General features: G+C 63.4%; 15 protein-coding genes. 3 read left to right on the top strand and 12 right to left on the bottom strand.

The window, feature by feature from the left end; all coding sequences use genetic code 11:
- Positions 1–83: 83 nt before the first annotated feature.
- The 3 genes from LB533_RS24355 to LB533_RS24345 form a co-directional block, all read right to left on the bottom strand.
- Complete coding sequence (locus tag LB533_RS24355; RefSeq protein WP_140639710.1) at positions 84–506, bottom strand: BA14K family protein; 423 nt, start codon at positions 504–506, stop codon at positions 84–86.
- A gap of 189 nt (positions 507–695) precedes the next feature.
- Positions 696–908, bottom strand: coding sequence for a cold-shock protein (locus LB533_RS24350; protein WP_006202521.1), 213 nt, complete (start codon positions 906–908; stop codon positions 696–698).
- A 320-nt stretch (positions 909–1228) separates the two neighbouring features.
- Positions 1229–1441: a cold-shock protein gene (locus tag LB533_RS24345; protein ID WP_006202520.1), complete on the bottom strand. Its 213-nt coding sequence runs from the start codon at positions 1439–1441 to the stop codon at positions 1229–1231.
- Between the two features lie 582 nt (positions 1442–2023).
- On the opposite strand from LB533_RS24345, the gene LB533_RS24340 reads away from it, so the two are divergent.
- Complete coding sequence (locus LB533_RS24340; protein WP_140639709.1) at positions 2024–2431, top strand: Kazal-type serine protease inhibitor family protein; 408 nt, start codon at positions 2024–2026, stop codon at positions 2429–2431.
- Positions 2432–2881: 450 nt separating this feature from the next.
- Here LB533_RS24340 and LB533_RS24335 read toward each other — a convergent pair whose 3' ends face one another.
- A complete protein-coding gene (locus LB533_RS24335) occupies positions 2882–3058 on the bottom strand; it encodes a hypothetical protein (protein ID WP_181169378.1) in 177 nt (58 codons plus the stop codon).
- 37 nt (positions 3059–3095) lie between these two features.
- Between LB533_RS24335 and LB533_RS29915 the strand changes: the two genes are divergently transcribed.
- Together LB533_RS29915 and LB533_RS24330 are read left to right on the top strand one after the other, a co-directional pair.
- The gene (locus tag LB533_RS29915; protein WP_263487657.1) at positions 3096–3218 is read left to right on the top strand and encodes a hypothetical protein; all 123 of its coding nucleotides are present in this window, start codon (positions 3096–3098) and stop codon (positions 3216–3218) included.
- A 187-nt stretch (positions 3219–3405) separates the two neighbouring features.
- Positions 3406–5082: a tetratricopeptide repeat-containing sulfotransferase family protein gene (locus LB533_RS24330; RefSeq protein ID WP_140639707.1), complete on the top strand. Its 1677-nt coding sequence runs from the start codon at positions 3406–3408 to the stop codon at positions 5080–5082.
- A 231-nt stretch (positions 5083–5313) separates the two neighbouring features.
- On the opposite strand, the gene LB533_RS24325 is transcribed toward LB533_RS24330, so the two are convergent.
- The 8 genes from LB533_RS24325 to LB533_RS24290 all read right to left on the bottom strand — a co-directional run bounded on the left by LB533_RS24325 (position 5314) and on the right by LB533_RS24290 (position 14283).
- Positions 5314–5667: a DUF1428 domain-containing protein gene (locus LB533_RS24325; RefSeq protein ID WP_140639706.1), complete on the bottom strand. Its 354-nt coding sequence runs from the start codon at positions 5665–5667 to the stop codon at positions 5314–5316.
- 264 nt (positions 5668–5931) lie between these two features.
- Positions 5932–6354 carry a VOC family protein gene (locus LB533_RS24320; RefSeq protein WP_140549884.1) on the bottom strand — a complete coding sequence of 141 codons (423 nt, stop codon included), beginning with the start codon at positions 6352–6354 and terminating at the stop codon, positions 5932–5934.
- Between the two features lie 154 nt (positions 6355–6508).
- Positions 6509–6691 carry a hypothetical protein gene (locus LB533_RS24315; RefSeq protein WP_140639705.1) on the bottom strand — a complete coding sequence of 61 codons (183 nt, stop codon included), beginning with the start codon at positions 6689–6691 and terminating at the stop codon, positions 6509–6511.
- A gap of 132 nt (positions 6692–6823) precedes the next feature.
- Positions 6824–7123, bottom strand: coding sequence for a HigA family addiction module antitoxin (locus LB533_RS24310; RefSeq protein WP_140639704.1), 300 nt, complete (start codon positions 7121–7123; stop codon positions 6824–6826).
- 14 nt (positions 7124–7137) lie between these two features.
- Positions 7138–7419 carry a type II toxin-antitoxin system RelE/ParE family toxin gene (locus LB533_RS24305; RefSeq protein WP_140639703.1) on the bottom strand — a complete coding sequence of 94 codons (282 nt, stop codon included), beginning with the start codon at positions 7417–7419 and terminating at the stop codon, positions 7138–7140.
- A 132-nt stretch (positions 7420–7551) separates the two neighbouring features.
- Positions 7552–9078 (bottom strand): ABC-F family ATP-binding cassette domain-containing protein, encoded by a 1527-nt coding sequence (locus LB533_RS24300; RefSeq protein ID WP_140639702.1) that lies wholly within the window; start codon positions 9076–9078, stop codon positions 7552–7554.
- Positions 9079–9494: 416 nt separating this feature from the next.
- A complete protein-coding gene (gene uvrB / locus LB533_RS24295) occupies positions 9495–12656 on the bottom strand; it encodes an excinuclease ABC subunit UvrB (protein ID WP_140639701.1) in 3162 nt (1053 codons plus the stop codon).
- A gap of 127 nt (positions 12657–12783) precedes the next feature.
- On the bottom strand, positions 12784–14283 hold the full coding sequence (locus LB533_RS24290) for a tlde1 domain-containing protein (RefSeq protein ID WP_411970906.1): 1500 nt from the start codon (positions 14281–14283) through the stop codon (positions 12784–12786).
- Positions 14284–14828: the final 545 nt, after the last annotated feature.

The raw sequence follows: 14828 nt of genomic DNA, 5'->3' as shown, positions 1-14828 counted from the left end.
GTCGCGCCGAAGCCGGTGCCGGCGTGACAAAAAAGCGCCGGTCTTGCGGTCAGCGCTTCTTGTTGGGGCAGGGAAGCCCTTGATCAGTTGGCGGTGCAGAAATGCTGCTCGCCATCATTGCCGGTGAAAGTGCCGGTGCGGGGGTTGAAGGTGCGGTACCGGTCGGAGCAATAGTCGTACCAGCCACGCGTCCACGGTTCGGCATAACGGTCGGCGTAGACCACTTGCGGTTCGGCATAGTAGCGGCGGACCGGCGCCGGGCGTATCCGCACATCGCGATCGTAATAGCCGTCATCGTAGTAGTCGCGGGGCGGCGGCTGCTGGTTGGCCAACGCGCCGCCGATCAGTGCGCCTGCGGCGAGGCCGAGCACACCGGCGGCAACAGCGTCGCCATGGCCGTGGTGGCGGTGATGACGCCAATCATCGGCGTTGGCCGCGGGCAAGGCCACGAGCATTGAGGCGACCACTGCGGCGGACAGCACGGCTGTCTTGAAAATTCGGTTCATGTCGATCTCCTTCGTGCCGGCCCGTACGAATTCCGGGGATGCGGTCCGGCTTTAGGAAAGATTAATATGAGACCGTGGCTGAACGGGGGCTGAACGAATTTTTGCCTGACCGGAGGCCACGGGCATCAAATATCGAACCCTCCAGGGAGCGAAGCTGTCGTGCCAGAACCGCCGCCGTCCGGAGCAGGCTCAGCCGATCGACAGGTTGACGGCCTTGGGACCCTTGCCGCGCTTGTCAGGCTCGGTGTCGAATGTCACTTTCTGCCCATCCTCAAGACCGGGAAGACCCGACGCCTGCACGGCCGAAATATGAACGAAGACATCCTTCGCGCCATCATCCGGTGTGATGAAGCCGAACCCCTTGGCATGGTTGAAGAATTTGACGGTGCCGGTCTGCGGCATGGGAAGCTCCTTTGATCCCATAAACTCCAGTCTCGGGCCGGCAAATGCCCGAATGGAAATTTGTCCTTTATTTTAGCGTCATCGGCAAGAGAAAGTTTTGCGGGCACTTGAAGCGCGTCGCGCTTCAAGTTTTTTATGATGCATGTCGTTGACCCGACACCGGATCCACTTTGAGGCGACGGCATTTTCGCTGCGCTGCGACATGAAAAGGGCGCGACGAAAATCGCCGCGCCTTCAAAATTCGTTTGCCTCTTCCGAAGTCATTCAAGCTTCGGAGCCTCGGTCGCACGGCCAGGAAGGGCGTGCGGCTGGCCGATGGCTCAGGCGGCGCGGAGATTGACGGCCTTGGGGCCCTTGCCCATGCGGTCCGGCTCGACGTCGAAGGTGACCTTCTGGCCGTCGACGAGCGTGCGCAGGCCCGAGGCCTCGATCGCGGAAATGTGGACGAATACGTCCTTGGCGCCACCGTCGGGCGTGATGAAACCGAAGCCTTTGGTCGCGTTGAAGAATTTAACGGTGCCGGTCTGGGCCATTGGGGAAACTCCTTCACCCGTTCAGTCTTGATGGTCCTGCCCGCCACCTTGCGTCGAGGGCAGTTCCCGGTGGTAGCTTTCGGCAGTCATGCATTGGCGCATGGTCAAACCCCCCGCCGAAAAACGGGGCCGTCAGAGATTCACAGTATCGGGGAAAGGTCGTCCAAAACGTTCCGCTCTCCGGGTCGCAAATGCCCGAACACGGAATTTATCGCACGGAAACGTGAAGGTTGCAAGATAGCGCCGCGGGCCGGCCCGATGGGCGCATCCCGACGCATGAATCGACCAATCCGAGCGTCGACGAGCCGCAAATAGGCCTCGTTGCTTCAGGGGTCATCGGCCACAGCCCCGTCACGCATGGGCCAGCGGCGGCGACGGCTGGCGGTGCGAGGCGCCAGGACAGATCCGGGCGCCGGTTTTCATGCCGAAAGACTGCAAACGAGGGTTGCAATCGGCGATGGAATGAGGAGGATCGCAACAGCGCGACTGGTTTGGGGCCTTTGCTTCGTGAATATCATTGTCCCGAACCGCTGCGTATTTCGAGCAACACGCAGCGGGACGGGGATTGAGGGAGCGACGATCATGAGGTTTCTTGCGGCAATCTTCTCGCGACAGGGTTTTGTCATCCTGTTCCTGTCGGCTGTTCTTGCCGCCTGTACAGTGGTCGTCGACGACGGCCCGGGACCGCGGCCACGGCCGCCGCGGCCGGGACCGCAATTCTGCACCAAGCAGTACGAGCCGGTCTGCGCCCGGCGCGGTGGCGACCGCCAGACCTTCGCCAATGCCTGTCTTGCCGACCGGGCGGGTTATCGCATCGTGCGCGACGGTCCCTGCCGTGACGGTGGCAGCGGGGGTGGCGGCGAGCAGACCTTCTGCACCCGCGAATACGCGCCGGTCTGCGCCCGGCGGGGCGGCGAGTTGCGAACCTTCCCCAACGCCTGCGAGGCACGCGCCGCCGACTACCGCATCGTTGGCGGGGGCCGCTGCTGAAAGGCCGGGTGTTCGTCTTTTCCGCACTTTGGGAAAACGCGGATGCCGTCTAAAACAAGTTTCGGGGACGTGTGACGGTTACAACGCGGATGGGTATGCCCCGTCGGCTGGCCCGGCGTAAAGCTCGCTGCCGTGCTCATCGCAGATGCGCACGGGGTCGGGGATTTGCGGCATTGCGAGCGTATGGAAGAGCGCGGTGGCGCCCTGCCAGGCGGCGCGCAGGGTAGGCGCTTCCAGCGCACCTTGTCGAGCGTCGCTTCCTCGGCTTCGCGCGATCGGTAAAACTCGATGACGAAATTCAAGGACGCCTCCATGATGCGTTATTCCGCCAGGGAGATTCTCCGGCAGGGACGGGCGCGGTAGAAGTCGTCCGCAATCAGCTCTTCGACTTCGGCTTCGGGCAAGAAGATTTGAAAAAATAAGTAAGCCAAAGGAAAAATATTGCTGAGTTCATATGAAAAACTCTGCTATGATTTGACGATATTTCCAAAAATTCTCAAAAATCATTTTGGGGTCCACTCCCGAAATTTGCGTTTTATTTTCTCCAAAAGGGACAAAAACCATGGTTTCTGCGATAAGCTCAAGAGGCAATACCCCAGCGATCAGCCCGCCCATCAGGCCGGCCACCGCATATTCCGTCGCCCTCGGGCGTACCGGCAAACCTATGATCGTCAAATCGGCGCGGCTGACCGTCAGGAGCGACGAGGCGGAAAGGCGGACGATCGCCGATACTGACGGAACGGTTCGGCGCGCCAGGCAGACGGCCGAGACCAACCGGCTGATTTGATCTCGTCCGCGCCGATGGCAAGCGCAAGAAACCAAGCAAAGCCTTGAACCCGCCGCGCCGATGGCCTAGATCGCGGCAGGCGGACAAACACGGCAGGTTTCCCATTAACAGAGATCAGAGACGAGCGGCGGGTGCAGGCGCCAACTCCGGCTCGGGCGGACAGCCGCCGTCGAGTCTCGACCAGCATGTGCAGAGGGCGCTGCAACTGCATCAGGCGGGGCGGCGGCAAGAGGCCGAGGCGCTCTATCGGCAAGTGCTGACGCACAAGGTCAACCATGCGGCGGCTGCGCATTTCCTCGGTCTTTTGCTGCACCAGACCGGGCGCAGCGCCGAGGGGCTCGGTCTCCTGGAGCAATCGGTGCGCTTGCAGCCGAAAAATCCGGATTTCCTCAACAATCTCGGCACGGTGATGCGCGATCTCGGCCGTGTCGCGGCGGCCGCCGACTTCTTCCGCGGCGCGGTGGCGCTGCGGCCGGACCAGCTCGCGGCGCGCGACAATCTCGGCTCGTCGCTGAAGCAACTTGGCCAGTTCGACGGCGCCGAGGAGATCTATCGCGGCACGGTCGCGCGCAATCCCTTCCATTTCCGCGCCCGCATCGGGCTTGCCGAAACCTTGCAGGAAGCGGGCCGCCTGGACGAGGCGCTGGCCGTCTTCCGCGAGGCGCTGTCGATCCGTCCGAAGGACGCCGAACTGCTGCACGGGCTGGGCGTCGGGTTGATGGAAAAGGGCGAGCTTGACGAGGCGGCCGACCTGTTCCGGCAGGCGCTGGCGGTCGACCCCGGCATGGCGCGCGCCTGGCTGATGCTGACGCAGGTCAAGCGTCAGAAGGAGCGCGATGCCGAACTGACCGGGATGGAGGCCCAGCACGCCAAGGCGCTGCCGGGCAGCCTGGCGCGCATGCAGCTTGCCTTCGGCCTCGGCAAGGTCAATGACGATCTGAAGGATTATAACAGAGCCTTCGATTATTTCGCCGAAGGCAATGCCATCCGCCGCAAGGGCATCGACTACGACGCCGAAAGGACGCGCGCCGAATTCGAGGCTATGAAAACGGTGTTCGACAAGGATTTCTTCCAGAAGCACAGGCCCAGCGCGATCTCCGACGATACGCCGATCTTCGTCGTCGGCATGCCCCGTTCGGGCACGACCCTGGTCGAGCAGATCATCGCCAGCCATCCGCAGGTCTACGGCGCCGGCGAGCTCGGCATCCTGAAGACGGCGGTCGGCAGGCAGTTCCCGGCGACCATACCCGGCGGCTTCCCCTGGGGCGTTTCGGATGCGCCCGATACGGATTTTGCCGAGGCGGGACGCGCCTATCTCGACATGCTGCATGCCCGCTATCCGCACATGCGCCACGTCACCGACAAGATGCCGGGCAACTTCCTGCTTGTCGGCTTCATCCACATGATGATGCCGAACGCCAGGATCATCCATTGCGCCCGCGATGCGGCGGCAACCTGCCTTTCGATCTACAAGGTGCATTTCCGCGGCGACAGCCACCGGTACGGCTATGATCTGGGCGAACTCGCCGATTTCCACAATCTCTACACGGACATCATGGCGCATTGGCACCAGGTGCTGCCCGGCGTCGTGCACGATGTGCGCTACGAGGATTTCGTCGCCGACCAGGACGGCCAGAGCCGGGCGCTGATCGACTATCTCGGGCTGCCATGGGACGATGCCGTGCTGTCGTTCCACCAGACCGACCGGCCGGTGCGTACGGCTTCCGCCGCGCAGGTGCGCCAGCCGATGTATCAAGGCTCGGTCGACCTGTGGAAGCGCTACGGCGACAGGCTGAAGCCGCTGCTGGATAGGCTGGACTTGCCGCGCGGGCAGCAGATCAGCCCTTCAGCTTCGTCATCCTAGGGCAAAGCAGGAGCGAAGCTCCGTCGCGAAGACCCTAGGATCCATGCCGCGACCTCGATCGAAAGATGCAACGGAGCAGAATTCTGCACCGTTTCAACGCCTTAACGTCACGGCATGGATCCTATGGTCTGCGCCGCGTCGCTTCGCTCCTTGCTCCGCCATAGGATGACGAAGCGATGGGATTCAAGCCAATCTCCAAGGTTTTCGATCTGCCAACTCGCGCGCCAGCTGCTACAGCTCCATGAAGGGCTGGAAGCCGCCGAAGATCATGCGCTTGCCGTCGAACGGCATTGTCGACATATCCGGCTGCAATCGTGGATCGGCCATCACCTTGGCCATGACCGCGTCGCGGTCCTGCCTGGATTTGTAGACGACCCAGGAAAAGATGACGACTTCGTCGTCCTTGGCCTGCACGGCGCGTGGAAACGACGTGACCTCGCCATAAGGCACATCGTCGCCGACGCACTCGACATAGGCGAGCGCGCCGTGTTCCTTCCAGACGGCGCCGGCGGTGTTGGCCAGCTTCTTGTAGTCGTCGAGTTTTGCCTTTGGCACGGCAAGCACGAAACCATCGACATAGGACATTAAGGGTCTCCTTGATTGACGGCGGTTCTTCCTTATCCGCTTGTGGGGCGGTCCGCGCTAGCGGACGAAAAGCCAATTGCCTGGCTTTTCGAGCTTCGAACGCCCTGAGCCCGCGAAGGGCCGGGGTGGTGGCCGATCCACTTGCCAGGTCCCCGCTGCTTCGCAGCGACCCGGCGTTCGCCGGCCTTTCATCGTGCCACTGGCACGATGAATTCGCCTTCGGCGAACCGGCTGCTCACCCCACAAGAGGCGAGGTGAAAGAGCTTACTTGACCGGTGCGTTCATCGCCCAGTCGATGCCGAAGGGATCGCGCACCTGGCCCCAGCGGTCGCCCCAGAACATCACCTGCAGCGGCGTCACGATCTCGCAGCCTGCATCGACCGCTCGCTGCCACCAGCCGTCGATCTCGTCGCTGCCGAGATGAAGCTGGAGTGTGTAGCCCTGCGGCGCCTGGTGCGGATGGCCGTGCTCGGGATAGGCGTCAGAGAGCATCAGCGTCGAACCGTTGATGTGGAGATGGATGTGCATGGTGCGGCCTTTTTCGTCCGCAGGGTAGAAAAAGACCTGCTTGGCGCCGAATGCCTTCTGGTAAAATTCGGCAGCCTTGAAGGCGCCGTCCACCTGCAGATAGGGGGTCAATCCGCCGAGCACTTTCGCCTTGGGCTGAACAGGGGTCTGGTCGGTCATTGCGTGTTCCTCTTCACGTTTGTTTTGGCCTTGCGGACCATAGGACGCGCGAGGGGACGGCGGTCCTACATGGGCGTGAAATTTTTCTCGTGGGCCGGGCCCGGACTGGTCGGGCGACCGGCAAACTCAAGCGATAGACGCATGGATCGGCCGGTCATATGACCTTGGCCGGGACGGCGGCTGAGCGGCGGCTGTTCTGCGCGTCGAAAAGTTCCGGAAAGCCGATGTCCTTGCGCAGTTCGACCGGCAGCGAAAGCAGGATGCGCTCGCTACGGTGGCGGGCGCGCGCTGCCGCATATCGGGTTGCGATGCGGCCGATGGAGGAAAGGACGGACATGATGCATTCTCCCTGGGTTGGCGCCGTCATCATTGTGTCGGCACCCCAAGGACGAGGCAGGTTCTGGCGATCCGACAGGTTGCTTGAATCTTTTTCGGATGGCTTGAGACAGGCTGCTCTGGCGTCGTTCCTTCAGACCGCGGCCTCCATGCGCTCGATCGTTTCGAGGTCGGCCTTCTTGGCCTCTCCCTCGACGGCGAGGTCGTAGCTGGCCTGCATGTTCATCCAAAACTGTGGCGTGGTTCCAAAGAACTTAGCCAGGCGCAGCGCGGTGTCGGGCGTCACCGGTGTTGCCTCGTTGGCCAGGCGCTCGATGCGCGTGCGCGGCACATGCAGCTTTTTGGCCAACGTATACGGCTTCAGGCCGAGCGGCGCGAGATATTCTTCGCGGAGAATTTCTCCGGGATGGATAGGCGGGTTGATGTTCAGCATTTGAAACCTGTCTCTCAATGGTAGTCGGTTATCTCGACATCCTCGGCTTGTCCGTCTACCCAGCGAAAGCAGATGCGAAACTGATCGTTGATGCGGATCGAATGCTGACCGGCGCGCTTGCCTTTCAGCGGCTCAAGCCTGTTGCCAGGAGGCGTCCTGAGATCCGCAAGTTCCGCGGCATTGTCGATCATGAACAGCTTCCGCTGGGCCGATCGAACAAGATCCGAGGGGAAACCCTTTGGAGCCTTGCCGTTCGATACGGCTTCGCTGGTCTTGTCCCTGAACGAGCGTATCACCTGCCGGATCCAATCGACGTACCATCGCACGATACGTTTCGAAAGTCAAGAAAACGTCTCATGAGATGACACGAAACTCCGGCCTGTCAATGACAGACCAGAGTTTCGCATTGGCATGGCTTGTCCTGTCGCTCAGCGGTTTTCATCAGCCACCGAGCGAAAGAAATCCTCGGGGTCCTCGACTTCGGTCAGCCGGCGCTTCTCGATCAGCCAGAAGCGGTTGCCGACAGTGCGGATGAAGGAGCGATCGTGCGATGCGAGCACGCAGCTTGCCTGATGCGCCAAGAGTTCGGTTTCCAGTGCTTCCTGGCCGTCGATGTCGAGATGGTTGGTCGGCTCGTCGAGCAGGTAGAAGTTGGGGTTGGCGAGCCTGAGCGCCAGCATCATCAGCCGCGCCTTCTGCCCGCCGGACAAGACGCCGATCTTTCTCTCCTGCATCTCGATGCCGACGCCGGCGCCGGCGAGCAGCGAGCGGGCGCGCTGTTCGCCGACATCGTAACGGCGCGATACCATGGCCAGTGGCGTATCGTCGCTGGCGGTGCCGGACAGCGCCTGGTCGCTGTAGCCGAGCACGGTCGACGGCGTCACCTTCACATTCTGAACCGTGTCGGGGTCGACGATGGCGTTGCGGATCAGGGTGACGAAGCGCGACTTGCCGACGCCGTTGCGGCCGAGCAGCACGATGCGGTCGCCCTGGCAGATGTGGCGCTTGCCGGTCCTGAACAAAAGCGTGCCGTCGGGCGTTTCCACCGCCGCGTCATCGAGCGTGATCAGCACCTTGGCGTGCGTGCCGCGATTGGCCAGCCGGATCGCCCCCGCCGATTTCTCGTGATGCGCCGGGGCTGCCGCTTCCTCAAGTCGCTCCGCGCGCTCCTTGAGCTGCTTGGTCTTGACCGTGAGCAGGTCGCTGCCCGAATTGATCCCGATATTGTTGAGCTTGGCGGCCTGGCGTCGCAATTGCTGCGCCACCTTCATGTCGCGCTGGAATTTTCGCTCGGTCGAGGCATCGAGCTCATCGAGGGCCTGCCTGGCGCGGGAGTAGGGAAGGGAAAACACCGGCGACTGGTCCGGGCGCAGGAACAAGGTGCGGTTGGTGGCGGCGTCGAGGAAAGCGCGGTCGTGGCTGGCGATCACCACCGGCACCTCTCGCGGTAGCGCGTTCAGCCAAGCTTCGAGCTGGCTGATGCGGGCAAGGTCGAGATGGTTGGTCGGCTCGTCGAGCAGCAGCATGTCGGGATCGGTGACCCAGACACGCGCGATCAGTGCCAGCCTCTGCCAGCCGCCGCTCAGCGCCTGCATCTCTCGCTCGCGCATCGCCTCAGGAACGTCGAGCGAATCCAGCACCACATCGACACGCCATAGTTCGCTTTCGGCTTGCTCGGGCGGCAAAGCGTCAGCCACTACCTGATGAAAGCTGCGGCCAAGCAGGGCAGGGGGAACGGACTGCTCGACATGGCCGACGCGCAAGCCGCGCGTGCGGGTAATGTCGCCGGAGGTCGGCTCCATCTCGCCGGACAGGCATTTGAGCAAGGTCGACTTGCCGCGGCCGTTTGCGGCAACGATGCCGAGCCGGTCGCCGCTGCCGATGGTGAGGTCGAGGTTGGAAAAGAGCGGCGCGCTCATGGTGACGCCGAGGGCTTTGAGGCTGATCAGGGCCATTTGGATTTCTCTGGTCTTGCCGGTGTCCGGCTCAGTGCACTTTGACGGTGCGCGCGCCGGTCATCAGGACAGGCGTTGCGGCACCACGAAGGGCAGACCAAAAAATCGAAGCGGGAAAAACCCGGACCGTCCCTGGTCAGCCCTGCAAGCAAGCTCGCAGGGCGGAAATCGGGCCACGCTGACGATGGTGATCGATAAACACGCAGCCCTCCTTTCAAGACGTTTGAGTGTGGGGACTGAGTACACCAAAGGTCATGCGCTGGGCAAGTGGAGGGTAGCGTCGAGGGGGGCGCTGAAGCTGCCAATCTCTCCACTCGTGGGGGTGATGTCCGGTCCACCCTCTGCAGCTGCAGCGCAGCTGCTGTGGGGTACGGGCAGGACAGAGGGGGCGCTGTCCCGCCGGCATTTCGAATGGACTACTTTCCGGGCCTTCCTGTCTTCGCGGGCCGGCGCTTTTCGCGGCGGGCGTCGCCGGGGTCTTCGTAAGAACCGATGCCGGCGCGTTGGCGCAGGACGGGTTTGTCGTCGCGTTCCTTCGCGCCCCCCTCTGTCCTGCCGGCCCCCGCCAGGGGGGAGATCGGCTGTGGCTTCGCCGGCACTTTTCCCTCGACTGGTTTCTCGGTGCGACGCACGGTCATCTCGTCAAGAGAGTTTTTCTTGAACAGCGGTTTGGTCGGCTCGCCGGGGATGCCGAAATCCGAGCCGTGTGCTTCGGACGCCGACTGCTTCTTGAACAGCGAGCGCGACACCGCGCCGGCCGGCGTCGGCATGTCGGTGCCGGGGCCCATATCGTCGATCGACGGTTTGGCGAATAGCGGCTTCTTCACCGGCACCGCGCCATCGGCGCCCATCTCGTCGAGATCAGGCTTGCGGAAGAGGTTGGGCCGGGCAGCCTTGGCTGCCTCTTCGGCGGCGCGCGCTTCGTCGAGCTTGCGGAAACGCTCCTGTTCCTCCGATGTACGATGCCTGGCCACGCCCTTGTTGTGCTTGCCCTTTTCGCGGCCCGAGACCGGGCTTTCCATATCGGCGTATTTGGCTAGCGGATCGTCGGAGATCGACATCTCCATCTCACGCAGCCGCTTGATCTCGTCGCGAATGCGGGCCGCCTTCTCGAAATCGAGGTTGGCGGCGGCGTCGCGCATCTGCTTCTCCAGCGCGTCCAGATGGGCCTTGAGGTTGTTGCCCATCATGGCGCCGGCGCTGTCGGTGAACTGCGAGATGTCGGCGCGGACATGGTCCTTCTCGTAGACCGAATCCAGAATATCCGAGATGCGCGACTTGACCGATTCCGGCGTGATGCCGTTGGCGGCGTTCCACTCCATCTGCTTTTCGCGACGGCGGTTGGTCTCGGCCATGGCGCGTTCCATCGAGCCAGTGACCTGGTCGGCATAGAGGATGACCTTGCCGTCGACATTGCGGGCGGCGCGGCCGATGGTCTGGATCAGCGATGTCTCCGAGCGCAAAAAGCCTTCCTTGTCGGCGTCGAGTATGGCGACGAAGCCGCATTCGGGAATGTCGAGGCCTTCGCGCAAAAGGTTGATGCCGACCAGCACGTCGAAGGCGCCGAGGCGCAGGTCGCGCAGGATTTCGATACGCTCCAGCGTGTCGATATCGGAGTGCATATAGCGCACCCGCACGCCTTGCTCGTGCAGATATTCGGTCAGGTCCTCGGCCATGCGCTTGGTCAGCACGGTGACCAGCGTGCGGTAGCCCGCCTTGGTCGTCTCGCGGATCTCGCCGACGACGTCGTCGACCTGGGTCTTGGCCGGGCGCACCTCGACCGGCGGGTCGATGAGGCCGGTCGGTCGGATGACCTGCTCGGCGAACACGCCGCCGGACTGCTCCATCTCCCAGCCGCCGGGCGTTGCCGAGACAGCGACCGAGAGCGGGCGCATGGCGTCCCATTCCTCGAAGCGCAGCGGCCGGTTGTCCATGCAGGAAGGCAGGCGGAAGCCGTATTCAGCGAGCGTCGCCTTGCGCCTGAAGTCGCCGCGATACATGCCGCCGATCTGCGGCACGGTGACGTGGCTTTCGTCGATGAAGACCAGCGCGTTGTCGGGGATATATTCGAACAGGGTCGGCGGCGGATCGCCCGGCTGGCGGCCGGTGAGATAGCGCGAATAGTTCTCGATGCCGGCGCAGGAGCCGGTGGCTTCCAGCATTTCCAGGTCGAAGCGGGTGCGTTGTTCCAGACGCTGCGCCTCCAGCAGGCGGCCGGCGCGCTCGAGCTCGACCAGACGGTGCTTGAGCTCTTCCTTGATCGACTTGATGGCCTGGTTCAGCGTCGGGCGCGGGGTCACATAGTGCGAATTGGCGTAGATCTTGACGCTTTTCAGCTCGCCCGTCTTCTGGCCGGTCAGCGGGTCGAATTCGGTGATCGCCTCGATCTCGTCGCCGAACATGGAGATGCGCCAGGCACGATCCTCAAGGTGGGCCGGGAAGATCTCGATCGTGTCGCCGCGCACGCGAAACGAGCCGCGCACGAAATTGACGTCCTGGCGCTTGTATTGCTGGGCCACCAGATCGGCGAGCAAAGCGCGCTGGTCGAGCCGGTCGCCGATCTGCATCTGGAAGGTCATCGCGGTATAGGTCTCGACCGAGCCGATACCGTAGATGCAGGAGACCGAGGCGACGATGATGACGTCGTCGCGTTCGAGCAGCGAGCGCGTCGCCGAGTGACGCATGCGGTCGATCTGCTCGTTGATGGAGGATTCCTTCTCGATGAAGGTGTCGGTGCGCGGGACGTAGGCTTCCGGCTGGTAATAGTCGTAGTAGGAGACGAAATACTCCACCGCATTGTCGGGGAAGAATTTCTTGAACTCGGAATAAAGCTGCGCCGCCAGCGTCTTGTTCGGCGCCAGGATCAAGGCGGGACGCTGCGTCTCCTCGATCACCTTGGCCATGGTGAAGGTCTTGCCCGAGCCGGTGACGCCGAGCAGCACCTGCGTGCGGTCGTTGTTTTGGACACCCTCGACCAAGTCCTTGATGGCGGTCGGCTGGTCGCCGGCCGGCTCGAAATCCGACACCATCTTGATGGTGATGCCGCCTTCGGACTTTTCCGGCCGGGCAGGCCGGTGCGGCGTCCACAGCACGCCGTCCTTGTGCAGCGGATTGCCGGATTCAATCAATGCCGAGAGAGCCGCCACCGTCGCGGTGACGCCGCTCGACGTCATCGTCTCGGCTTCCTCGAGCGAGACGTCGAGGCCGGCGACGGGATTGAGGCCGGCCGCCGCGCGCTCGCGGGCTGTCGCCGCGCCGCCCATCGAGGTGCCGCGCGCCGTGCGCCCGGGTGCTGCGGAGCGCTCGGGGATCTTCTTCGATGGCTTCGGCGACTTGCCGCCGTCCTTGCCGGCCTGGCGCCCTTCGCGTTCGGCTTCCTGCTCGATCTGCTCGGCCCAGTCCGCGACCGAACCGGTGAGCGGCGTGCCGGACAGTTCGGGCTGCCGCATCTCGGCGAAGCCGCCTTTGTGCAGCGGTTCCGAGGCGTCGAGGAAATCGGTCAGCGGGCTGCGCCGCTTGGGCGCGGCGCGGTCGTCACTCGCTGTCGGCGGCGTTCTCTTTTCGGTGGATTTGGCCATCTCCGGAATATGGGAGGTCTTGGCGAAAATGGAAAGAGCGCGATCAGCCGAGGCGCATCACCAGATGCAGCTCCTGACAGAAGGCTGTCAGGAGGAGGCAAGTGCCGGTGATGCCTGCCGACTGCGGTCAGGCGCCGCGTGCGTTGTCCGCCACGCGCGTCGGCGATCCGTTCAGGCGCGGCACCACGACGAGGCGCTTGATTTTGCCCTTCTTGAAGGCGGCGAGGAAGCGCGCATAGTCCTTGAAGGCGACGCATCCACTGGACTGTGCGTAGCGGCCCCGAAGCAGGTAGGTGTGGGCCAGCAGGCCGTCACGATTGTATTTATTGCGGCCATCGACGGGCGTCAGACGCAAAGCCTCGACACCATGAAAGCGCGATTCGCGCAACGACAGATTATAGGTGTTGGGCGGTGTCGGTCCGCGGTTCTTCTGATCGGCATAGCGCGGCTGGTCCGCCATGGCGCCGATGCCCGAATGCGCTTCGAGCCTCGAACCGTCGGGCATGTAGACGGTCTTGGCGCTGATGTCATAGACGGCGACGCCGCTGCCGGCTCCGCTCCTGGAGCCGCCCGGCGCGTTGAACAGGTTCCTGAACGCCTGGCCGAGGCCGCCCGAAGGCGTGTCTGGCTTCGCATAGGCCAACGCGTCGCCGCCATCTGCCGGCCGGCCCTGCCGGGCCGGCTTTGCCGGCTGGGCTTGCTGGACCGGCTTTGCCGGCTGGGCTTGCTGGACCGGCTTTGCCTGAGGTGCCGGCTTCTGCTGCACGACCTTGGGCTGTTGAGCCGGCTTTTCCTGCTCCACGGACTTCAACGGCTCCGGCGCGCCGAATTGCGGCCGACGGGTCGGCAGCGGCACGTCATCGGTGAGCGCGTCGGGCAAGGCCGCCGCATCGCCCGGCTGTTCCTGCTGGGTCTCGGCAGGCGAAACCGCGACATCGGCCGAAGACTCGGTCATCGGCAATGGCGAGGCGAATGCCTCGTCCTCGACCGGCAGCGACCGGGCGAGCGCCAGGGCCAGTTGCGAATTGTCCGGCGTGCCGGTATCCGGCTGGGCAAAATGCATCGGCTGCGGCGCTGTCTGGACAACCATCGAGCCGGTGTCGATCCGGGCGAAGCGCTCCGCCGCGGGTGCCGGCAAGTCTTCCGACAGGCTGGCGACGAGCTTGGCGCCCGGCACCAGCGAGGCCTCGGCGACCTGTGGAGCGGAGGTCGAGAGGACAGGACGGGCGGGTGCGCCGGCCGCGGCCGCGGGCTTGGCCGCGTTGGCGAAGGCGGCAGCGAGCTTGCTTGGCGAGAAAGATGCTTCCATGCGCTCGAAGCGCTCCTGCGAGGTCGTCTTGGCGACCGGGACAAGGTGTGCCGTGGACGCGGCCACGAGGCGCGCCGACTTTTCCGCCCGCGGAGCAAGCGCGGCCAGCCTGAAGCATCCGGAGCCGCATTGCACGGCATGGTTCTGCGGCGCCTGCGTGCCGCCATCGGCGTTGGCCAGTGCGAATGGCGCAGCGGGCATCAGGAAGTGCTGTTTCAGCGGATCGGCAAGAGCGAGCGAGCCCGGCACGGCCAGCCTCTGCGGCAGGACGCTCGACGTCGACGACAGCGAAGCGCCGACGGAGCTCAGACCAGCCATTGTCCCGACCAGCCACAGGCCAACGGCAGCGCTGACGCCGGGCACAGCGACCCAGCGGACGATCCGCTTAGAGTTGAGGGATGAGGCACGTGACGCGTTGTCGGCAGCTTCGCCGTCCGAACGCCTGTCCCCGACAATTTTCTTACTCAAGAACGCCATTCAACCAATCTTGCTCCAATCGGCTCCCACGTCCGCGGCTGTGATAGCCGCGACGACCATTCTGTGAGTGATCCCAGGTGGTCCCCGACGCGTTTGCCGCGCCTGTCTTTGGTTGCCGATTGCTTCAAAATATGGACAAAGTTGGTTAACCAATCCCTCTCAAAACCAACCGAGAGACGTGGACTTTGTGCCAAAAAAGGCTCGTCCACGACCATGAACGCGGTATTGCAGCCCTTCCAAGACTATTTTGCTGCCTGCTTTTAACGGCCGAGTCAAGCAAAACAGCTCTTGCTAATTGAAGCGAATGGCCGTTTCAGCGAGGCCGCGACGGTGGCGCGTGTCATTCCGTACTGCTGAAGAGGCCACCGCGTCGCCGCAAAATTGCT

The sequence above is a fragment of the Mesorhizobium sp. BR1-1-13 genome, assembly GCF_020165515.1.
Taxonomy (GTDB): Bacteria; Pseudomonadota; Alphaproteobacteria; order Rhizobiales; family Rhizobiaceae; genus Mesorhizobium.
The sequence above is the reverse complement of the archived record's forward strand: the minus strand, read 5'-3'. Positions and strand labels throughout refer to the sequence as shown.

Coding starts and splice junctions, on each gene's coding strand:
- LB533_RS24355 (WP_140639710.1), bottom strand. CDS start 506: ATGAACCGAATTTTCAAGACAGCCGTGCTGTCCGCCGCAGTGGTCGCC.
- LB533_RS24350 (WP_006202521.1), bottom strand. CDS start 908: ATGCCGCAGACCGGCACCGTCAAATTCTTCAACCATGCCAAGGGGTTC.
- LB533_RS24345 (WP_006202520.1), bottom strand. CDS start 1,441: ATGGCCCAGACCGGCACCGTTAAATTCTTCAACGCGACCAAAGGCTTC.
- LB533_RS24340 (WP_140639709.1), top strand. CDS start 2,024: ATGAGGTTTCTTGCGGCAATCTTCTCGCGACAGGGTTTTGTCATCCTG.
- LB533_RS29915 (WP_263487657.1), top strand. CDS start 3,096: ATGATCGTCAAATCGGCGCGGCTGACCGTCAGGAGCGACGAGGCGGAA.
- LB533_RS24325 (WP_140639706.1), bottom strand. CDS start 5,667: ATGTCCTATGTCGATGGTTTCGTGCTTGCCGTGCCAAAGGCAAAACTC.
- LB533_RS24320 (WP_140549884.1), bottom strand. CDS start 6,354: ATGACCGACCAGACCCCTGTTCAGCCCAAGGCGAAAGTGCTCGGCGGA.
- LB533_RS24315 (WP_140639705.1), bottom strand. CDS start 6,691: ATGTCCGTCCTTTCCTCCATCGGCCGCATCGCAACCCGATATGCGGCA.
- LB533_RS24310 (WP_140639704.1), bottom strand. CDS start 7,123: ATGCTGAACATCAACCCGCCTATCCATCCCGGAGAAATTCTCCGCGAA.
- LB533_RS24300 (WP_140639702.1), bottom strand. CDS start 9,078: ATGGCCCTGATCAGCCTCAAAGCCCTCGGCGTCACCATGAGCGCGCCG.
- uvrB (WP_140639701.1), bottom strand. CDS start 12,656: ATGGCCAAATCCACCGAAAAGAGAACGCCGCCGACAGCGAGTGACGAC.
- LB533_RS24290 (WP_411970906.1), bottom strand. CDS start 14,283: ATGGCTGGTCTGAGCTCCGTCGGCGCTTCGCTGTCGTCGACGTCGAGC.